21 protein-coding genes are annotated in these 14,814 nt (G+C 69.1%); 6 read left to right on the forward strand and 15 right to left on the reverse strand.

The genetic code is table 11. The features are described 5' to 3' along the window. The 8 genes from RYH79_RS14420 to RYH79_RS14455 all read right to left on the reverse strand — a co-directional run bounded on the left by RYH79_RS14420 (position 1) and on the right by RYH79_RS14455 (position 5,426). The gene (locus tag RYH79_RS14420; protein WP_370900302.1) at positions 1 to 654 is read right to left on the reverse strand and encodes a double winged helix-containing putative transcriptional regulator; all 654 of its coding nucleotides are present in this window, start codon (positions 652 to 654) and stop codon (positions 1 to 3) included. A 3-nt stretch (positions 655 to 657) separates the two neighbouring features. After that, positions 658 to 1,602 (reverse strand): methenyltetrahydromethanopterin cyclohydrolase, encoded by a 945-nt coding sequence (mch, locus tag RYH79_RS14425; protein WP_370900304.1) that lies wholly within the window; start codon positions 1,600 to 1,602, stop codon positions 658 to 660. Between the two features lie 52 nt (positions 1,603 to 1,654). Next, the gene (locus RYH79_RS14430) at positions 1,655 to 1,765 is read right to left on the reverse strand and encodes an LPXTG cell wall anchor domain-containing protein (protein ID WP_370900306.1); all 111 of its coding nucleotides are present in this window, start codon (positions 1,763 to 1,765) and stop codon (positions 1,655 to 1,657) included. Between the two features lie 104 nt (positions 1,766 to 1,869). Beyond that, the gene (locus RYH79_RS14435; RefSeq protein ID WP_370900308.1) at positions 1,870 to 3,558 is read right to left on the reverse strand and encodes a sensor histidine kinase; all 1,689 of its coding nucleotides are present in this window, start codon (positions 3,556 to 3,558) and stop codon (positions 1,870 to 1,872) included. A 78-nt stretch (positions 3,559 to 3,636) separates the two neighbouring features. Then, complete coding sequence (locus tag RYH79_RS14440; RefSeq protein WP_370900310.1) at positions 3,637 to 4,008, reverse strand: helix-turn-helix domain-containing protein; 372 nt, start codon at positions 4,006 to 4,008, stop codon at positions 3,637 to 3,639. A 49-nt stretch (positions 4,009 to 4,057) separates the two neighbouring features. Beyond that, entirely contained in the window at positions 4,058 to 4,306 is a 249-nt protein-coding gene (locus tag RYH79_RS14445) for a DUF8001 family protein (RefSeq protein WP_370900312.1), read from the reverse strand. A gap of 52 nt (positions 4,307 to 4,358) precedes the next feature. Then, the gene (locus tag RYH79_RS14450) at positions 4,359 to 4,667 is read right to left on the reverse strand and encodes a hypothetical protein (protein ID WP_370900314.1); all 309 of its coding nucleotides are present in this window, start codon (positions 4,665 to 4,667) and stop codon (positions 4,359 to 4,361) included. Between the two features lie 90 nt (positions 4,668 to 4,757). Beyond that, complete coding sequence (locus tag RYH79_RS14455; protein WP_370900316.1) at positions 4,758 to 5,426, reverse strand: SatD family protein; 669 nt, start codon at positions 5,424 to 5,426, stop codon at positions 4,758 to 4,760. Positions 5,427 to 5,525: 99 nt separating this feature from the next. Between RYH79_RS14455 and RYH79_RS14460 the strand changes: the two genes are divergently transcribed. Then, positions 5,526 to 5,927 carry a VOC family protein gene (locus RYH79_RS14460; protein ID WP_370900318.1) on the forward strand — a complete coding sequence of 134 codons (402 nt, stop codon included), beginning with the start codon at positions 5,526 to 5,528 and terminating at the stop codon, positions 5,925 to 5,927. Between the two features lie 5 nt (positions 5,928 to 5,932). Here RYH79_RS14460 and RYH79_RS14465 read toward each other — a convergent pair whose 3' ends face one another. From RYH79_RS14465 to RYH79_RS14490, 6 genes are read right to left on the reverse strand one after another with little or no spacing between them, the layout of a single operon-like run. After that, positions 5,933 to 6,667, reverse strand: a complete 735-nt coding sequence (locus RYH79_RS14465; RefSeq protein ID WP_370900320.1) for a DUF5828 family protein — start codon at positions 6,665 to 6,667, stop codon at positions 5,933 to 5,935. A gap of 58 nt (positions 6,668 to 6,725) precedes the next feature. Then, positions 6,726 to 6,887 (reverse strand): hypothetical protein, encoded by a 162-nt coding sequence (locus RYH79_RS14470; protein WP_370900322.1) that lies wholly within the window; start codon positions 6,885 to 6,887, stop codon positions 6,726 to 6,728. 45 nt (positions 6,888 to 6,932) lie between these two features. Then, a complete protein-coding gene (locus tag RYH79_RS14475) occupies positions 6,933 to 7,388 on the reverse strand; it encodes a DUF5807 family protein (protein ID WP_370900324.1) in 456 nt (151 codons plus the stop codon). A 52-nt stretch (positions 7,389 to 7,440) separates the two neighbouring features. Further along, entirely contained in the window at positions 7,441 to 7,719 is a 279-nt protein-coding gene (locus RYH79_RS14480) for a hypothetical protein (protein WP_370900326.1), read from the reverse strand. 38 nt (positions 7,720 to 7,757) lie between these two features. Then, positions 7,758 to 8,213 (reverse strand): DUF7112 family protein, encoded by a 456-nt coding sequence (locus tag RYH79_RS14485; protein WP_370900328.1) that lies wholly within the window; start codon positions 8,211 to 8,213, stop codon positions 7,758 to 7,760. 10 nt (positions 8,214 to 8,223) lie between these two features. Next, a complete protein-coding gene (locus tag RYH79_RS14490; RefSeq protein ID WP_370900330.1) occupies positions 8,224 to 8,613 on the reverse strand; it encodes a 30S ribosomal protein S6e in 390 nt (129 codons plus the stop codon). Between the two features lie 206 nt (positions 8,614 to 8,819). On the opposite strand from RYH79_RS14490, the gene RYH79_RS14495 reads away from it, so the two are divergent. The 3 genes from RYH79_RS14495 (at position 8,820) to RYH79_RS14505 (ending at position 12,018) form a co-directional block, all read left to right on the forward strand. Next, positions 8,820 to 9,089 carry a hypothetical protein gene (locus tag RYH79_RS14495; protein ID WP_370900332.1) on the forward strand — a complete coding sequence of 90 codons (270 nt, stop codon included), beginning with the start codon at positions 8,820 to 8,822 and terminating at the stop codon, positions 9,087 to 9,089. Positions 9,090 to 9,151: 62 nt separating this feature from the next. Beyond that, on the forward strand, positions 9,152 to 10,189 hold the full coding sequence (gene endA, locus RYH79_RS14500) for a tRNA-intron lyase (RefSeq protein WP_370900334.1): 1,038 nt from the start codon (positions 9,152 to 9,154) through the stop codon (positions 10,187 to 10,189). A gap of 173 nt (positions 10,190 to 10,362) precedes the next feature. Then, complete coding sequence (locus tag RYH79_RS14505) at positions 10,363 to 12,018, forward strand: tryptophan--tRNA ligase (protein ID WP_370900336.1); 1,656 nt, start codon at positions 10,363 to 10,365, stop codon at positions 12,016 to 12,018. A gap of 194 nt (positions 12,019 to 12,212) precedes the next feature. Here the strand turns inward: RYH79_RS14505 and RYH79_RS14510 are convergent, their stop codons facing one another. Further along, positions 12,213 to 12,866, reverse strand: a complete 654-nt coding sequence (locus RYH79_RS14510; RefSeq protein WP_370900338.1) for a hypothetical protein — start codon at positions 12,864 to 12,866, stop codon at positions 12,213 to 12,215. A gap of 351 nt (positions 12,867 to 13,217) precedes the next feature. Here RYH79_RS14510 and pdxS point away from each other — a divergent pair, with 351 nt between their 5' ends. After that, entirely contained in the window at positions 13,218 to 14,159 is a 942-nt protein-coding gene (pdxS, locus tag RYH79_RS14515) for a pyridoxal 5'-phosphate synthase lyase subunit PdxS (RefSeq protein ID WP_370900340.1), read from the forward strand. Positions 14,160 to 14,210: 51 nt separating this feature from the next. Beyond that, a complete protein-coding gene (locus RYH79_RS14520; RefSeq protein WP_370900342.1) occupies positions 14,211 to 14,750 on the forward strand; it encodes a DedA family protein in 540 nt (179 codons plus the stop codon). Positions 14,751 to 14,814 lie beyond the last annotated feature (64 nt).

A 14,814-nucleotide genomic window follows, 5' to 3' on the forward strand; every position in this document is an offset into this window, starting at 1 on the left:
CTACGACTCCAGTGCCGCGTGTGTCGCCGCCGTGGCGACGTACGTCGGCTCCCCGCTCGACTCGCCGGCGTCGGCGTCGAGCAGCCCGAGCGCGGCCAGCCAGTCACACAGCCGGACGACACGGCCGCGCCACACCTCCTCCCAGTCGTCCGTCCGGGTGCGCTCCCACCGCGGGATCAGCGGCTCGACCGCGTCGAAGACCGTTTCGACCGTCGTCGCCCCGCCGGCTGTGCGTTCGGCTGTCTCGGCGGCGGCGGAGTCGTCGGTGTCGCCGCCGACGGCCCGCTCGGCGATCTCGCGTGCCCCGACCACCCCGTCGAGCAGCCCCGCCCGGAGTCCGTCGAGCGACGGCTCCGTCCGCGTCCGCCGGAACCCCTCGTCCGTCTCGACGGCGAGGTCGAGCCCGCGGAGGAACGTGAGCCAGGTCCGCGACACGTCGCGGCGCTCGTAGCCCAGCCGCCGGACGAGCCGGGCACAGCAGTCGTCTTCGCTCCCGGGGACGAGCGGGACGGCTCCCTGGACCTCGGCGACGTAGTCGACGACCGTCCCCGGATCGACCGCCCCGGCGACGGCACCGAGCGTGTCGCCGTCGCCGACCCCGACCGCGAGCCCGACGGGCGTCCCCGCGAGCGTCGGCACGTGTTTCACCCGCACCCGCTACACCTCCGGGAGGTCCCAGGAGTCGGCCAGCAGATCCTCGTGGGTATCGCCGTGGACGTACGTCGGACCGTCGATCACGTCGACGGTGACCTGCGCCGGGGCGAACACGGACTCGTCGACGTCGTAGAAGTCGTACTCCGCGTCCGCGAAGATCTCCTCGAACGGGGTGCCGTACTCCGCGGCCGCGGTCGACGGGACGTTCTCGAACACGGTCGGGTCGTCGTCGTCCACGAGGAGGTACACCTCGCCGCCGTACGCCAGCGCGTCGTTCGTCCGGCCCATTGCGGCCGTCTCGTCGTAGCCGACCGGAGCGACCGGCGCGGAGCCGCTGACCGTCTGGATCGCCGTCGGGTCGTACCCCAGCTCGAACAACCGGAAGACGGCGAGCTCTGCCGCGCGGGCGGCCGTCGTCGCGCTGCCGGCGAGCGAGCCGGTGGCACACGTCGGCAGGAACACGGCCGACGGAGAGACGTTCGCCCGGTCGGCGATGTGGTCGGCGACCGACTCCCCCGGCAGTTCCGCGGCCTCGACGCTCAACACCGTGAGGTCGAACTCGTCGTAGTACCCGACGGCGGCGAACTCCGCCTCCTCGCCGACCAACGCCCGTGCCGGCCCGGAGCCGAGCCCCTCGAAGTCGTCGACCGCGAGCTCCCAGCCGGCCTTCTGTGAACACAGGAGGGCCCGCGCCGGGTGGTCCGTGGTCAGCTCGACGTGGGGCCGAACCCCTCCGGCGACATCGTCCACACGGGTCTGGATCGTCGCCAGACCGGCAGTCTGGATCTCTGCCAGCAACAGGCCGGCCTCCAGTCCGCCACGGGCGTCCACCCCGAAGTCCAACACCGTCGCTCCGGAGTCCAGTTCGTAGGGTGTCACCCCCAGCTCGTCGGCGAAGTCCAGCGCCTCGTCGACGAGTTCGACCGCGTTGCGGTTGAGACTCTCCATACGCCGGGTACGACGGCTCCCGGGAAAGGGCTTGCCGGTCTCGACCCGCCGTCTAGCGTCGGCGGCGCCGCAGCCACAACGACGCGGCGGCGACCAGTAAGACGATCACGGCGAGCGCGACCCCGACGGAGCCGTCTGTCGAGACGCTGGTCTGGATCAACACGACACGTCGTCTCGTCCCCGAGAAGGTAACTCTCACCCTGCGCCCTCCGTCCGTACGCGGTCGCCCGACGGGTTCCAGTCGAAACGGAGGGGTACGGCGACGTGTCACACGGTCGACTCGGCGCTCGGTCCGTCCGTGTGGTTCCGGCCGGTCGACAGCGACAGCGTCACCACGCTCCCGCGGGGGTCGTTGTCGGCGAAGCGGAGTCGTCCGCCCGCGGCCGTCGCGCCCCACTGTGCCGTCCAGAGCCCGAGCCCGCTGGAGTGGCGGAGCTGGTCTTCCTCCCCGGCGTCGATCACGGCCCGCTCGTGGTCCGGAACCCCGGGCCCGTTGTCGGCGACTGCGAGCTCCAGACTCTCGTCTGTCACCTCCGCGGAGACGACGACGAACGGCTCCGTGGCGTCGTTGTGCTCTGCGGCGTTCTCGACGACGTTGCGGAGCGCGACCGCCAGCGCCTCCCGGTCCGTCTCGACGGTGACGCTCGGCACGGCCGTCGTGAACGACACTGCCGGGTGGTCGTCGGCGACGGTCGACACCACTGTCTCCGCGAGTTCGTCGACGGCGACGCTCGTCTGCTCCCCGCCGATCCGGTCGATCTCTCGGGCGCGCTCGGCGGCGTCCACGAGCTCCCGTGTCGTGTCCACGATCCGGTCGGCACACGTCTCCGGGTCGCCGCCGTCGCCGATCAGCTCCGCGTTGGCGACGATGCTGGAGGCGTCGTTCCGGAGGTCGTGACGCAGCGTCCGGTTGAACACGGCGAGCCGTTGCTCCCGGGTGCGCTGGCCGGTCACGTCGCGCAACACGAGGACGCTCCCGCGGGCGGCGTCACCACGGTCCCGGACGACCGAGCGGGTCACCGCGAACTGTCTGACCCCGTCGACGGTGTCCAGCTCGACCGTCGCTCCGTCGTCGAGACCGTCGTCGTCGACGACCGCCGACAGCGGCCCGGCGGTCGCCTCCTCGTCGGTCACGCCGAACGTCTCGCGGGCGACCGCGTTCAGCCGGAGCACCCGCCGGTCGTCGTCGACGACGATCACGGCGTCGTCGACTGAGTCCAACACCACCTCCGGGGCGACGTTGCCGGCCATCGGCGAGGCGTCGAACAGCCCCAGCGGTCCGACGGCCGCGGCTGCCGCCAGCCCGCTCAGCGCGTAGCCGCTCGCGACGACCGTGACGCCGACACCCAGTCCGGCGACGGCGGTGACCTGCGGTACGAACAGGTTCGCCAGCCACGGCCACACGCCGACGAACGACACTACGGGCACGAGTCCGGCGTCCAGGCGGTCGTAGCGGCGAACTGTCCGGACGACGAGTCCGATCGCCAACAGCATCACGGCCGTGGTGTAGTACAGCCCCGCGTCCAACAGCGTCCCGGCGAGCCCAGTCGACGGCGCGAGCGCCGCCGGCGCCGGGACCGGCGCGACCACACCGGGACTCATCTGCGGGGTGAAGACGACAACCACCGCCCCGCCGACGGCACCCAACACCGCCGGCACGGTGGCGACGACCCGCGCCGACCGCCCTCCGGGCACCGTGATCCCGTAGTAGTCGAAGGCGAACCCCGCGAACGTCAGCGGGACGGTCAGGCTCGTCCCGATCCACACCAGCTTGTACGGTACTCCGGTGTGGGCCGTGACGGCTGCACACAACGCCGTCACGGCCAGACTTCCGAGCAACACTGCGTAGGAGGTGGCCGCGAGCCCGTCGCGGCGGCTGTGAGTCCAGTAGGCGAGCCAGGCGAGCGCGACGCCCGCCCCGGCGGCCAGCAGACGTCCGACGGTGAGGAGACGCATTCTCGGTTCCGTCTAGCGACGACCCGGGGAAAAAACCGACCCCGGCGGCCGCACGGCTCGCACAACGGCGACCCGGACTCACTCCTCGCCGAACGTCTCGATAGCGTCGTGGACGTTGTCCACCCACTCGTCTAAGGCGCCGTGGAGCAGTTCCTTCGCCTCCGGCAACGGCGTCGCGGTGTACTGGTAGACGTAGCCGCCAGGGTCCAACAGCCGCCGTTCTCGACTCGCCAACCCCTTCTCCAACAACGTCGTCAGCGAGCGGTTGACGTTCGATCTGTCCCGGTCCAGCTCGTCGGCCAGCTCCTCCACCGTGCTCCCGGGGTTGCCCAGCAACACGAGGTAGGTCCGACTCTCGTGTTCCTGGATCCCGAAGACGCACGCCATGACGTGTTGGAAGCTGGGATCCTCGGTCTGGACGAGATCCCCCATCTCCGGTGTGTCGGTCATCGATCTATCACTACGGACTGCGCCGGTCTAAAACCTCACCCTCGAACGGTCACACGTCATCTGTCTCCGTCCGTCCGTAGCCCATCCGCTCGATACACGTCCGCATCTCCTCGGCGTCGTCGTGTTTGTGGAGCCGAGTGGGGGTGTCACAGTAGAACGTCTCACCGTCGTGTCGCAGCGTCATCTCCCGTTCCGCGCCGAAGATGTCCGCCCGGACGACGATCCGGCGGCCGTCAGTCATCGCCGTGATGATCTCGTCGGCGGTCAGCTCCCCGGCCTCGACTCGAAGTGGGTCCATCGTCCGTAGGTGACGCTCGGGGATACAAAAGTCACCCGTGCGTGTCGACGGTTCACAGACAGGCCCGCAGCGTCGCGTCCGTCGCCAGCCCGAACGCCAGCGAGTAGACGAAGTTCGCCAGCGTCCCCGCGAGGTAGTACGAACTGTCGCTCTTGTCCATGTCGTCCTGTCTGACGATAGACTTTCCCGTGACAACGACACTGAGGGCGGTGTACGCATTGACGAGAACGAGTAGTAACACGAGGACGTTCTCCAGCTTCCCGATCACGGTCCCGGTGTCGACAGTGTCGCCGCTGGGTGGGTCGATATCTGCCAGCGTGAGAACCACGTTCACCGGGATGCCACTCGTCAGAAGCAACATAATAGTCCAAACCGAGGTGACGACGACTGTCCTCACCGGCGCGGCAAGCAGCGATTCGAACAGAAGTGGGTCTTTCACTGACTGCCACGATTAGTCTCGAAGTAAAAAATCTTCTGCGTCAGTGGTAACAGATAAGTTCTGAAGACTATCGTCGACGACAGACTCTGTCTGTCGAACGAGCTTCACAGAGTCGCTGGTCAGGTGTTGGTTGATAGCTTGACGGGAAACGTCGAGGAGATTCGCGGCTTCCACCTGGCTCCCCAGTCTGTCGTACGCACGAATCGCTCGGACGCGGTTCGCCGTCCACCTACTCCTGACGTGGTCTGTGAGGTTGAAGACGGTAGAGACGTACTCCTCTTCCATCGGGAGGCCAGAGATGACGAACGTCAGACCCTGTTCTTCTATCCGGCCGAGTTCGTCGGCTGCCCCCGCGAACCCAGCTCCGTCCATCTTCCCGACAGTCTCTGCCGAAAGGTCGTTTACCTCCCCACGGTAGGCCACGAGTCGGACCCGCTCCGGGTGGAGGCCCAGCGTGAGTGTACGCCGAACGTCTACGAGTGACCTCACAGACCCGAGAACAGCACCGATCTCGTCGATCCCTTTTAAACGATCGAAGTCTGCGATTACATCTCGTTCGTACTCTTCGCTGATATGCCTGAGTAAGGCGTCTAACGCCAACTCGAAGCGGTCTCTCTCTTCTATCTCCCGGGAATCGACCACGTCCCCGAGAACTATCCAGGCCCTGTCTGGCTCGGTCACAGTCAACACTGTACGCTTTACATCCCGGAAGTAAAGCGTTGTGGCTTTACACAGCCGACGGTCAGAACACCCTTGTCGCTCCCACCACTTGCGTCGAGTGTGGACGCCACAGCCATCGACCACGTCAACCTCCGTATCCCCGAGGACGGTGTCACGGACGCGCTCGACTTCTACCGCGACGCGCTCGGCTTCGAGATCGAAGGGCTCGCGCGGTACCGCGCCGACGAGAAGCCGTTCTTCGACGTGCGGCTCACGCCCGCCCACGTCGTCCACCTCTGGCCCACCCCGGAGTTCGACGAGCCGACGGCGACCAACTACGACCACCTCGCGGTGCTCGTAGACGCAGACGTCGAACAGATCCACGACGAACTGACAGACGCCGGAGTGGCAGTCGAGTCAGAACTCGACGCTCCACTGGGGGCGACCGGCGAGGCGCCGGCCGTCTACGTCCGCGACCCGTTCGGCTACCGGGTGGAACTGAAGGCCGCGACTGCCGACTGACCGGCTCAGTTGGTCGTCGACCGGGAGCGCCCGGCGACCTCGTCGTCCTCGCCGACGGTGTCGGCCGGGGGCTCTGCGCCCTCGGCGGCCTCGGCGGCCTCGACCGTCTTCTGGGTGTCGACGTGCCAGCGGTCCACCTCGTCTTCGTACTCCGCGAGCCGCTCGGAGACGGCCGTCTTCAGCTCGTCGTCGTTGACGTTCACCTCGAACACGAACGTCGGCCCGTCCCCGCTGTCCCGGGCCGTCTTCTGGAGGTTCGCCGACACCAGTTCGTTGTCGAAGTAGTACGGCGCCAACTGCGTCATCACGCGCCGGTACAGCGTGTCCTCCACCGACCGCACCGCACGCCGCCCGGCGGAGTCGGCCGCCCGAACCACGTGGTCGATGGAGTCGTGCCACCGCCGGAGGGCCCGCTCGCCGTCGCCGTTCTCCACCTCCTCGTACGACTCCGACAGCTTCTCGCCGGCCGTCCGGAGGTCGTCCGAGGGAGCCTCGCCCGCCTTCTCGCCTTCCCCCTCGGAGACGCTGGCCTGTTCGGCCGTCTTCTCCTCGACGTCTCGGCTCAGTCGCTCGTGCGCCTTCGGCCGCCACTCGTCCCACTCCTCGAACGCCCGCCGCCGCGCGTCCTCCTCGCCGTCTACCGCACCGACTTCGCGGAGCGCCCGGGTGATCCGTTCACCGTGTTCGGTGACCTCCCCCCAGTCACCGCGCGCCTCGAACCCGGAGATACTCTCTTGCATGAGACCGTGGTCGTCCTACGAGCGCTACGGACATAAACTCCTTCGGGCCGTCGGGCGACTACCGCGAGAACAGACTCCCTACCCACGCCCGCACTCGACTCGTCTCCGCCGCCGCTCGCGACGCGTCACGCTCTCCGGCGTACGGGTCCCGACAGGCCCGCTCGTGGTCGTCGACGCGTTCTTCGGTCTGATCCGTCGTCGGCACTGTCCCGTGGTCCATGGTACTCGTTACCACCTCACTACCAGGTTCACTTATCGCTTGGGGCTACTGGACGCGGTCGCCGACGACCCACTTGTGGGAGTAGCTCGTGCCACAGGCGCAGTGGGCGTACGCGTGAACGACGTCACCTTCGGCGTACAGCCCGCCGACGCCCTCGTTTTCCGCCTCGGCGAACGCGAAGATGAACTCGACGGCGTGTCGGTCGTCGTCGCCGGCCTCCGGACACTCGCCGCCGTCGAGACCCGGACTGATCTCGCCGTCGACGTTCATGGCCGTCTGTGCGAACTCCATCGCGTCCATTCCCGTCCCGGAGGCGAACGCTCGCCGACCCTTCTCCCCGGGGACGACCAACACCACGCCCCCGTCGACTTCGTCGCCGATCTCCGCCAGTCGGCCCTCCGCGTCCGTGTACTCGTCGGCCAGGAAGATGGCGACGTCCTCTAACCGCTCGCCGGCGAGGAACGACGCCAGCGCGCCACCCTCCCCCGTTGACTCGTCCATACGCCCGCTCGCACACCCAGCGACTAAAACGCGTTCGTCCCGGGCGACGGGCTCACTCCTCGTCGTCGCCGTCGTCGATGTCGATCTCCACGGGTCCGTCGTCGTCGTCGGTGTCGACGGGGACCGACTCGTCGTCGGCACGCCCGCCCAACAGGTCGCCGACGATGTAGCCGACCGCGCCGCCGACGCCGGCGGCGACGCCGGCCCCGACCGGTCCCTTGCGGCTCCCCAGGACGGCGCCGACGACGGCGCCGACCCCGGCGGCCCGTTGACGCGTCCGGTCTGCCTCGTCGTCCGCGAGCAACGGCTCGATGGCCTCTCGTTGGCTCATACCACACGGTTGACGCCGGGGCCACTTGAGGGTAGCCGTTAGCCGTCGAGGTCCCGCGCGATGTCGCGCAGCCCCGTGTCCGGCCGTCGCAACACGTCGTACACCGTCCGCTCGCCGGGCGCCCGTAGTCCGTAGTGGAACCCCGGGTCGATCTCGTCGAGCTCGACGGCGTCGCCCCGCTCGCGGTCGTGACCACGACACCACGCCACGAGTCGATTTTCCACCTCCGCCGGCGGGACACTGTCGTCTCGACCGTCGACGACCGCGAGGTCGCCGCCGGTGTCGTACGCGCCCCGGATCACCGCTCCGTCGGCGCCGGCTTGGACGCGAGCGTGACACTGTCGACCGTCCAAGACGAGCCGAATCCGCTCGCCGCCGGACAGTGACGCCGCAGACGGCACGCCCAGCGCCGGCAGTCGCGTCCCGCCGGAGCGGACGAGGTGCGTCCGGTGGCTGGGCACGGCCGGCGCGTCGCTGGCGATCCGGTCGCTCACGGCCGTCCGACTACTCCTCGTCCGTCTCCTCGTCGTCCAACGCCGCCGCCAGCGTCCCGCCGTCGGCGACGCTGGCGTTCACCTGCGCGGTCGCCTCCGAGATCTCTCGGCCACGGACGGTGACGCGCTTGCGCTCGCCGTCGCGGGACGGCTCGTAGCCGACCCCACCCTCCAACAGCAGCTCCTTCAGCTCGTCGCCGGCGACGTCTTCTCGCATCGGCCGTCCGGCGTCGTCGGACCCGCCCGTCAGCGCCAGCGTGTAGCCGTCCAGTCCGACGGCGCCGCCGTCCACCTCGTCGCCCAGTTCGCGTCCGAGGAACCGGTTGGCGTCCTGTCCTTCTACGTCGAACTGTCGCGTGTCGCCGGTCTCGTCGCCGACGACGACCTCGAATTCTGCCATTAGAAAGGTAGAGACTGGCTCCGAGGAAAACACTGTCGATCAAACTCCCGTCTGTCGGTCGTTCGTCGGCGTTCGGTGCCGTTCGAGGCGCTGTCGGTTCGGCCGTCCGTAGCCCACTGCACCGCACCACGCCGCACCACGCTCCCTCTCCGCCCGTCGGGACAGACCCACGGGCTCTTGTCGCCCGCCCGCCTCACTCGTCACGAGTGCTCTTGGAACGACTGACGTGGCTGATCGTCGGCGCGGGCGCGTCGCTGGTGCTCGCGGGCTACAGACGACTCGTCTCCCCGTCGACGGACGGCTCCGACGACGGGTCGCTCGCGCGGACGCTCTTCCGGACCGCTGCGCGGGTCGTGGCGTACGGGCTCGCCGCCGGCACGCTCCTGTACGGGGTCGAACGCGGGCTCCCGCTGTGGGTCGCGGCCGGCTTCGTCGCGGTCGAGGCGGTCGGGCTCCTCGCCGACCGCCGCGCCTGACCACCGCTCGTCGCCGGCCGTCGTCCGACAGCCCGAAGAGGCTGCTCGCCCCCGCGTACCGTATGGACGCGACACTCCGCGACGACGGCGTCGTCCACGCCGGCGGCGACGCCAGACAGCGGTTCTTCGACTCCAGCGGCTACGGCCGCCCGCACGGTGACGGCGTCGACCTCGCCCGCGTCGAGGCGGCACACCTCCTGTACCGCGGCGACCTGGACGGCGTCGACGGCGCCGACTTCCGCGAGTTCTTCGTCGACAGCGTCGCGGCGGAGGACCGCTTCGCCGCCCGGTTCCTGGTGTACGCCGACCTCCGCGAGCGGGGGTTCTACTGCTCGCCCGCCCGCGAGGGGTGGCCCGGCCACGACGGCGACCCGCTCCCGGACCTGACTGTCTACGAGCGGGGCGCCGACCCGGGCGGCCCGGTGGCGTACCGCGTGCTCGTCGCCGGCGAGCGCCGTTCGCTCCCGGCGCGTGACCTCCCCGGCGTCGCGCTCGCGGTCGTCGACGAGGAGAGCGACGTGAGCTACTTCACCTGCGAGGGGACGGGCGGCTTCGACGGCGCCACGGACGTCGACCTCCCGACGGGTGTCGACGCCACCCTGCTCGACGACCGCGCCGTCTGTTGGGAACCGCCCACGCGGCTGTTCGAGTCCGGCTTCTACGGCCAGCCCGTCGCCGGCCGCGACGCCGCCGTCGTCGACGCACTCCAACTGTCGCTCGTGGAGGCTGCGGACCTCGCGGAGCGGGGTGTGATCGCGCTGTCGGCCGACGATGTCCGCGAGCGGGGCCGCGCCGTGGAGGGCGATCGGTTCGACCGCCGGCTGGCCGTCTACCGCCGGCTCCGAGCCGACGGCGTCGTCCCCAAGACGGGCTACAAGTTCGGCGCCGACTTCCGGACGTACGACGACGTCGAGAGCGTCTCGGAGCTGTCACACTCGGAGGCACTCGTCCGAGCACTCCCGGCGGACCACGCCTTCCACCCCCGAGAGCTCGCCTTGGACGTGCGGCTAGCCGGCGGCGTCCGCAAGCGGATGGTGTTCGCCGTCGGCGCCGACGAGGGCGACCCGCAGTGGCTCACCGTCGGACGACTGACTCCCTGACACGCAGACACCCTGCCACGACACCCTGCCACGCTGATACCCTGCCACGACACCCTGCCACGCTGATACCCTGCCACGACACCCTGCCACGCTGATACCCTGCCACGACACCCTGCCACGCTGTCACGTGCGAAGCGAACGCTTTTGACCGACAGCGGCGAATCGGTCGACGGATGCGCGACACCGACCACGACGCGCCCGACACGGAGGCACAGTCCGACGACGACCGCCGCCAGTCGGGCGCGTGGTGGCGCTCGCACGGCGGTCGGCCCGTCACGGACGGCGGCACGGAGACGGACGCAGACGGCGTCACCCTCGACCCGTGGGGCTCTGCGACCGTCGGCGACTACCAGAACCTGTTCGCGGAGTTCGGCATCGAGGACTTCAGAGACGTGATCGACGACGTGCCCACCCCCCACCACCTGATGCGCCGACGGGTGATCTTCGGCCACCGGGGGTACGACCGCGTCGCCCGAGCGCTGGCGAACGACGAGCCGGCAGCCGCACTCTCGGGGTTCATGCCGACCGGTGACCCACACATCGGTCACAAGCTCGTGTTCGACGAGCTGATCTGGCACCAACGGCAGGGCGCCGACACGTACGGGCTGATCGCGGACCTGGAGGCGCACGCTGCCCGCGGGCTCTCGTGGGACGAGATCGACGAGCACGCCCGCGACTACCTCCTGTCGCTGATCGCGCTGGGGTTCGACCCCGAGGAGGGTGAGCTGTACCGTCAGTCCACGAACGACCGGCTCCAGAGCCTGGCGTTCGAGCTCGGGGGTAACGCCCGGTTCTCGGAGTTCCAGTCGATCTACGGCTTCGACGGCGAGACCAGCGTCTCGCACATGCAGTCCGTCGTCACGCAGATGGCGGACATCCTCTACCCACAGCTCGACGAGCCGAAGCCGACGGTGATCCCGGTCGGCCCGGACCAGGACCCGCACGTCCGGCTCGCCCGCGACCTGGCGGCCCGGACGCGATTCTTCAAGGTGACGGAGGCGTTCGCCAGTTTCGCGGCCGACCCGCCGGAACGGGAACTGCTCGGCCGGGCTCACGACGCCCGCGAGGAGTGGGCCGACGACCCGGATCGCCCCCGGTGTGAGGACGCCGCCGACTGGATCGCCGAGGCGTCCGTTCCCGAGGAGCTGTCGACCGCCCGCGACCGCGTCGTCGAGAAGCTCACCAACGCCGGGATGGAGCCGCTCCGGCCCCGAGTCCGGCTCCTCGACCGCAACGCCGACGAGGCGGCGTTCGACGCGCTGATCGAGGCCGTCGACGGAGAGAAACGGGTGTTCGACGAACACGTCGACTGCTTCGACCTCTCTCGCGAGGCCGCAGAGGAGTTGGCCCGCGAGGTGGAGCTGGACCACGGCGGCTACGGCTTCCGGACCCCGTCGTCGATCTACCACCGGTTCATGACCGGGCTCACCGGCGGGAAGATGTCCTCCTCGGTGCCGGCGTCACACATCTCGTTGTTGGACGACCCCGAGGACGGCTACGACAAGGTGATGGCCGCCACCACCGGCGGCCGCTCGACCGCCGAGAAACAACGCGAACTCGGCGGTGAGCCCGACGACTGCCCCGTCTACGAGCTGTACGCCTACCTCCTCTCGCGGGACGACGACGAGTTCGCACAGCGCGTCTACGACGAGTGTGCGGACGGGGACCGACTCTGTGGCGGCTGCAAGGAACAGGCGGCCGAGCTGATGGAGGCGTTCCTCGAAGAACACCAAGAGGCACGCGCCGAAGCGGCAGAGCTGCTGGAGTCGCTCGACGTCGACCTCGACGTCGACGCCAGCAGACGCGGCGTCGCGCCCGCAGAAGAGTAACGGCCCTCGCCTCGAACCGTCCGTGTGGAGGGGCGTCGGGGGGACCGTCGCTCGAACGAGTGTCGCCGCGGGGCCGTCCCCAGCGGCCCCGCGTCACTGTGGATCGCGGGTCGGCAGCTGTCGCGGTCTCCTCGGTCGTCCAACCTCGTCATCGGAGACGGTGACCGTGCTCCGTCACCGACGCGCCGTCGGTGTCACTCGTCCGCCTGCTCGTCCTCGTCGTCTTCGTTCTCGTCGTCTTCGTTCTCGTCGGCCTCACGAGCGTCCTCTTCGTCGTTCGCCTCGTCGTCCGCGGGCGGGCCACCCCGCTGTGAGTTCTCGCGAGCCTCCTCGGCGGCCTCCTCGGGGAGGTCACCGTCGTGACCCGGGGCGTCGGCAGCCTGTTCCGGGAGATCACGCTCGTCGTCCTCGCGTTCGTCGTCGTCACGCTCCTCGCCTTCGCGTTCCTCGACCTCGCGCTCCTCGGCGCCGTACTCGTACTCCTCGCTCTCCAGCACGAGCGTGCCGTTGGCGACGACGTACTCCAACTCACCCTCGAACCCGGGCGCGGTCAGCTCGACTTCCAGTTCGGAGTCGTTCCCGGCCGCGAACGCCACCGTCCCGTTCGCGTCCGTGGTGCCGACGCGCTCGTGGTCGACGGAGACGTTCACGCCTTCGAAGGCGTCCCCGGCGTCCGTCACGACCAGTGTCACGGTGCCGTTCGTCAGCGTCGCCGTCGCGTCGACGTTCGTCGGTCGTTCCTCTAGCTGTGCGTCCGCCGCACCGATGCCGGCGACCCCGCCCGCCGCGGCGGCACCGCCGCCGGCGACGATCAGGGCGACCGCGGCCAGGACTGTCTTGATCGACATGCGAGTCGACCCACGACCGGAACAGTATAGAAGGGGAGAGGCGCTGGCGGCGTCTCCCGGCCGCTCGCGCCGAATTTCGGCCCGTTTGTGCCGAGTTGCACGCCGTTTCGCCGGGTCGTGCGGCCGCGTCGCCGATCCGACCGTCTTCGGGCTACAGTGCTTCCTGTTCCTCGATGGCGCGCTCGGCACACAGCCCTTCGACGGTGAGCCGGAGGAGTGGGCCGAGCCGCGACGACTCGGTGTAGCGAGGGTCTCTTTACCGACCCTACGAAGACTGACACGTCACCCCCACCAGTCTCGACAACCGGTACCATCAAGCGGGTTAAGTAGCCGCAACCCCAGGGTACGAACATGAGCGAGACCGACGGTCCAGAGGACGTGCGCGGTGCGATCGAGGAGATCGCCTCCAGCCCCGAGCGCGGGACGGAGACGGTCAAGCGAGGGTTCGCCCGGATGCAGAAGGGCGGTGTCATCATGGACGTTGTGAACGCCGAACAGGCCCGGATCGCCGAGGACTGTGGTGCCGTCGCGGTGATGGCGTTGGAGTCCGTGCCGGCAGACATCCGTAAGCGCGGCGGCGTCGCTCGGATGCCCGACCCGAACGTCGTCCCGGAGATCATCGACGAGGTGTCGATTCCGGTGATGGGGAAGTCCCGGATCGGCCACACGAAGGAGGCAGAGGTGCTCCAGGCGCTCGGTGTCGACATGGTCGACGAGAGCGAGGTCCTGACGCCCGCGGACGACCGCTACCACATCGACAAGCGTGAGTTCACGGCGCCGTTCGTCTGTGGCGCTCGGAACCTCCAGGAGGGGCTGCGCCGGATCAACGAGGGTGCGGCGATGATCCGGACGAAGGGTGAGGCCGGCACGGGCGACGTGAACCAGGCCGTCCACCACCAGCGCAACATCAAGAGCGCGATCCGGAAGCTCACCGGGATGAGCCACGAGGAACGCGAGAAGTGGGCCCGCGAGCACGAGGCACCGCTCCACCTCGTCCACGAGACGGCCGAGCTCGGCCGACTGCCGGTCGTCAACTTCGCGGCCGGCGGGATCGCGACGCCCGCCGACGCGGCGCTGATGATGCACCACGGCTGTGACGGCATCTTCGTCGGCTCCGGCGTGTTCGGCGCGGAGAACCCGGAGTCGATGGGCACGGCCATCGTGGAGGCGGTGAACAACTGGGACGACCCCGAGCGGCTCGCGGAGATCGCCCAGCGCGCCGGCAGCGGGATGCGGGGCGACGCCAACGCCGACCTCCCGGAAGAGGAGAAGCTCCAGAGCCGCGGCGTGTAGTCCGGCCGGAACGACAAACGATTTACTGGGGTGCGTGCTACCGTCGGTCAGATGACGGTCGCCCTCCAGTTCGTCGACGAGATGCCGGACTTCCTGCGATCGTTGCTCGAGTCGGAACTCGCCTTGGTCGCGTTGCTCGGCGTGTTCGTGCTGGAGGGGGCGATGCTGATGTACTTCATGCCGTCGGAGCTGATCGTCCCCGGGAGCCTCGTCCTGCTCGGGACGGAGCCGACGACGGTCGCGGCCGTGATCGGCGTGTCCGTCGCCGGCGCCACCGCCGGCCAGACGGCGTTGTTCCTCCTCGCACAGCGGGGCGGCCGGGAGTACCTCCTGGAGAAGCGGTGGTTCCGGGTGAGCGAGGAGTCGTTGGACCGGTTCGACAGCTGGTTCGACCGGTGGGGGCCGGTCGTCGTCCCGGTGTCGAACACGCTGTTGTTCACTCGCGGGATGTTGACCGTTCCGGCCGGGCTGTCGGAGCTAGACGCTCGGCGGTTCGTCGTCCTGTCGGCGCTCGGGACGCTGTCGTTCGAGCTCCTGTTGGCAGGCGCGTTCGTCTTCGGCGTCGACGCGCTCGAGGGTGTGTTGTTCTGATCCGGGCGACGGTCGTGCGCGTCGTCGACACGTCGGCCAACGTTTACTGCCTGTCGCGGCGCAG

This window comes from Halobaculum sp. MBLA0143, from assembly GCF_041361465.1.
In the GTDB taxonomy this organism is placed as follows: Archaea; Halobacteriota; Halobacteria; order Halobacteriales; family Haloferacaceae; genus JAHENP01.

Excerpts from the sequence above, each read along its gene's own strand:
- mch (WP_370900304.1), bottom strand. The coding sequence starts at position 1,602 with ATGGAGAGTCTCAACCGCAACGCGGTCGAACTCGTCGACGAGGCGCTG.
- RYH79_RS14435 (WP_370900308.1), bottom strand. The coding sequence starts at position 3,558 with ATGCGTCTCCTCACCGTCGGACGTCTGCTGGCCGCCGGGGCGGGCGTC.
- RYH79_RS14440 (WP_370900310.1), bottom strand. The coding sequence starts at position 4,008 with ATGACCGACACACCGGAGATGGGGGATCTCGTCCAGACCGAGGATCCC.
- RYH79_RS14445 (WP_370900312.1), bottom strand. The coding sequence starts at position 4,306 with ATGGACCCACTTCGAGTCGAGGCCGGGGAGCTGACCGCCGACGAGATC.
- RYH79_RS14450 (WP_370900314.1), bottom strand. The coding sequence starts at position 4,667 with ATGTTGCTTCTGACGAGTGGCATCCCGGTGAACGTGGTTCTCACGCTG.
- RYH79_RS14465 (WP_370900320.1), bottom strand. The coding sequence starts at position 6,667 with ATGCAAGAGAGTATCTCCGGGTTCGAGGCGCGCGGTGACTGGGGGGAG.
- RYH79_RS14470 (WP_370900322.1), bottom strand. The coding sequence starts at position 6,887 with ATGGACCACGGGACAGTGCCGACGACGGATCAGACCGAAGAACGCGTC.
- RYH79_RS14475 (WP_370900324.1), bottom strand. The coding sequence starts at position 7,388 with ATGGACGAGTCAACGGGGGAGGGTGGCGCGCTGGCGTCGTTCCTCGCC.
- RYH79_RS14480 (WP_370900326.1), bottom strand. The coding sequence starts at position 7,719 with ATGAGCCAACGAGAGGCCATCGAGCCGTTGCTCGCGGACGACGAGGCA.
- RYH79_RS14490 (WP_370900330.1), bottom strand. The coding sequence starts at position 8,613 with ATGGCAGAATTCGAGGTCGTCGTCGGCGACGAGACCGGCGACACGCGA.
- endA (WP_370900334.1), top strand. The coding sequence starts at position 9,152 with ATGGACGCGACACTCCGCGACGACGGCGTCGTCCACGCCGGCGGCGAC.
- RYH79_RS14505 (WP_370900336.1), top strand. The coding sequence starts at position 10,363 with ATGCGCGACACCGACCACGACGCGCCCGACACGGAGGCACAGTCCGAC.
- RYH79_RS14510 (WP_370900338.1), bottom strand. The coding sequence starts at position 12,866 with ATGTCGATCAAGACAGTCCTGGCCGCGGTCGCCCTGATCGTCGCCGGC.
- pdxS (WP_370900340.1), top strand. The coding sequence starts at position 13,218 with ATGAGCGAGACCGACGGTCCAGAGGACGTGCGCGGTGCGATCGAGGAG.
- RYH79_RS14520 (WP_370900342.1), top strand. The coding sequence starts at position 14,211 with ATGACGGTCGCCCTCCAGTTCGTCGACGAGATGCCGGACTTCCTGCGA.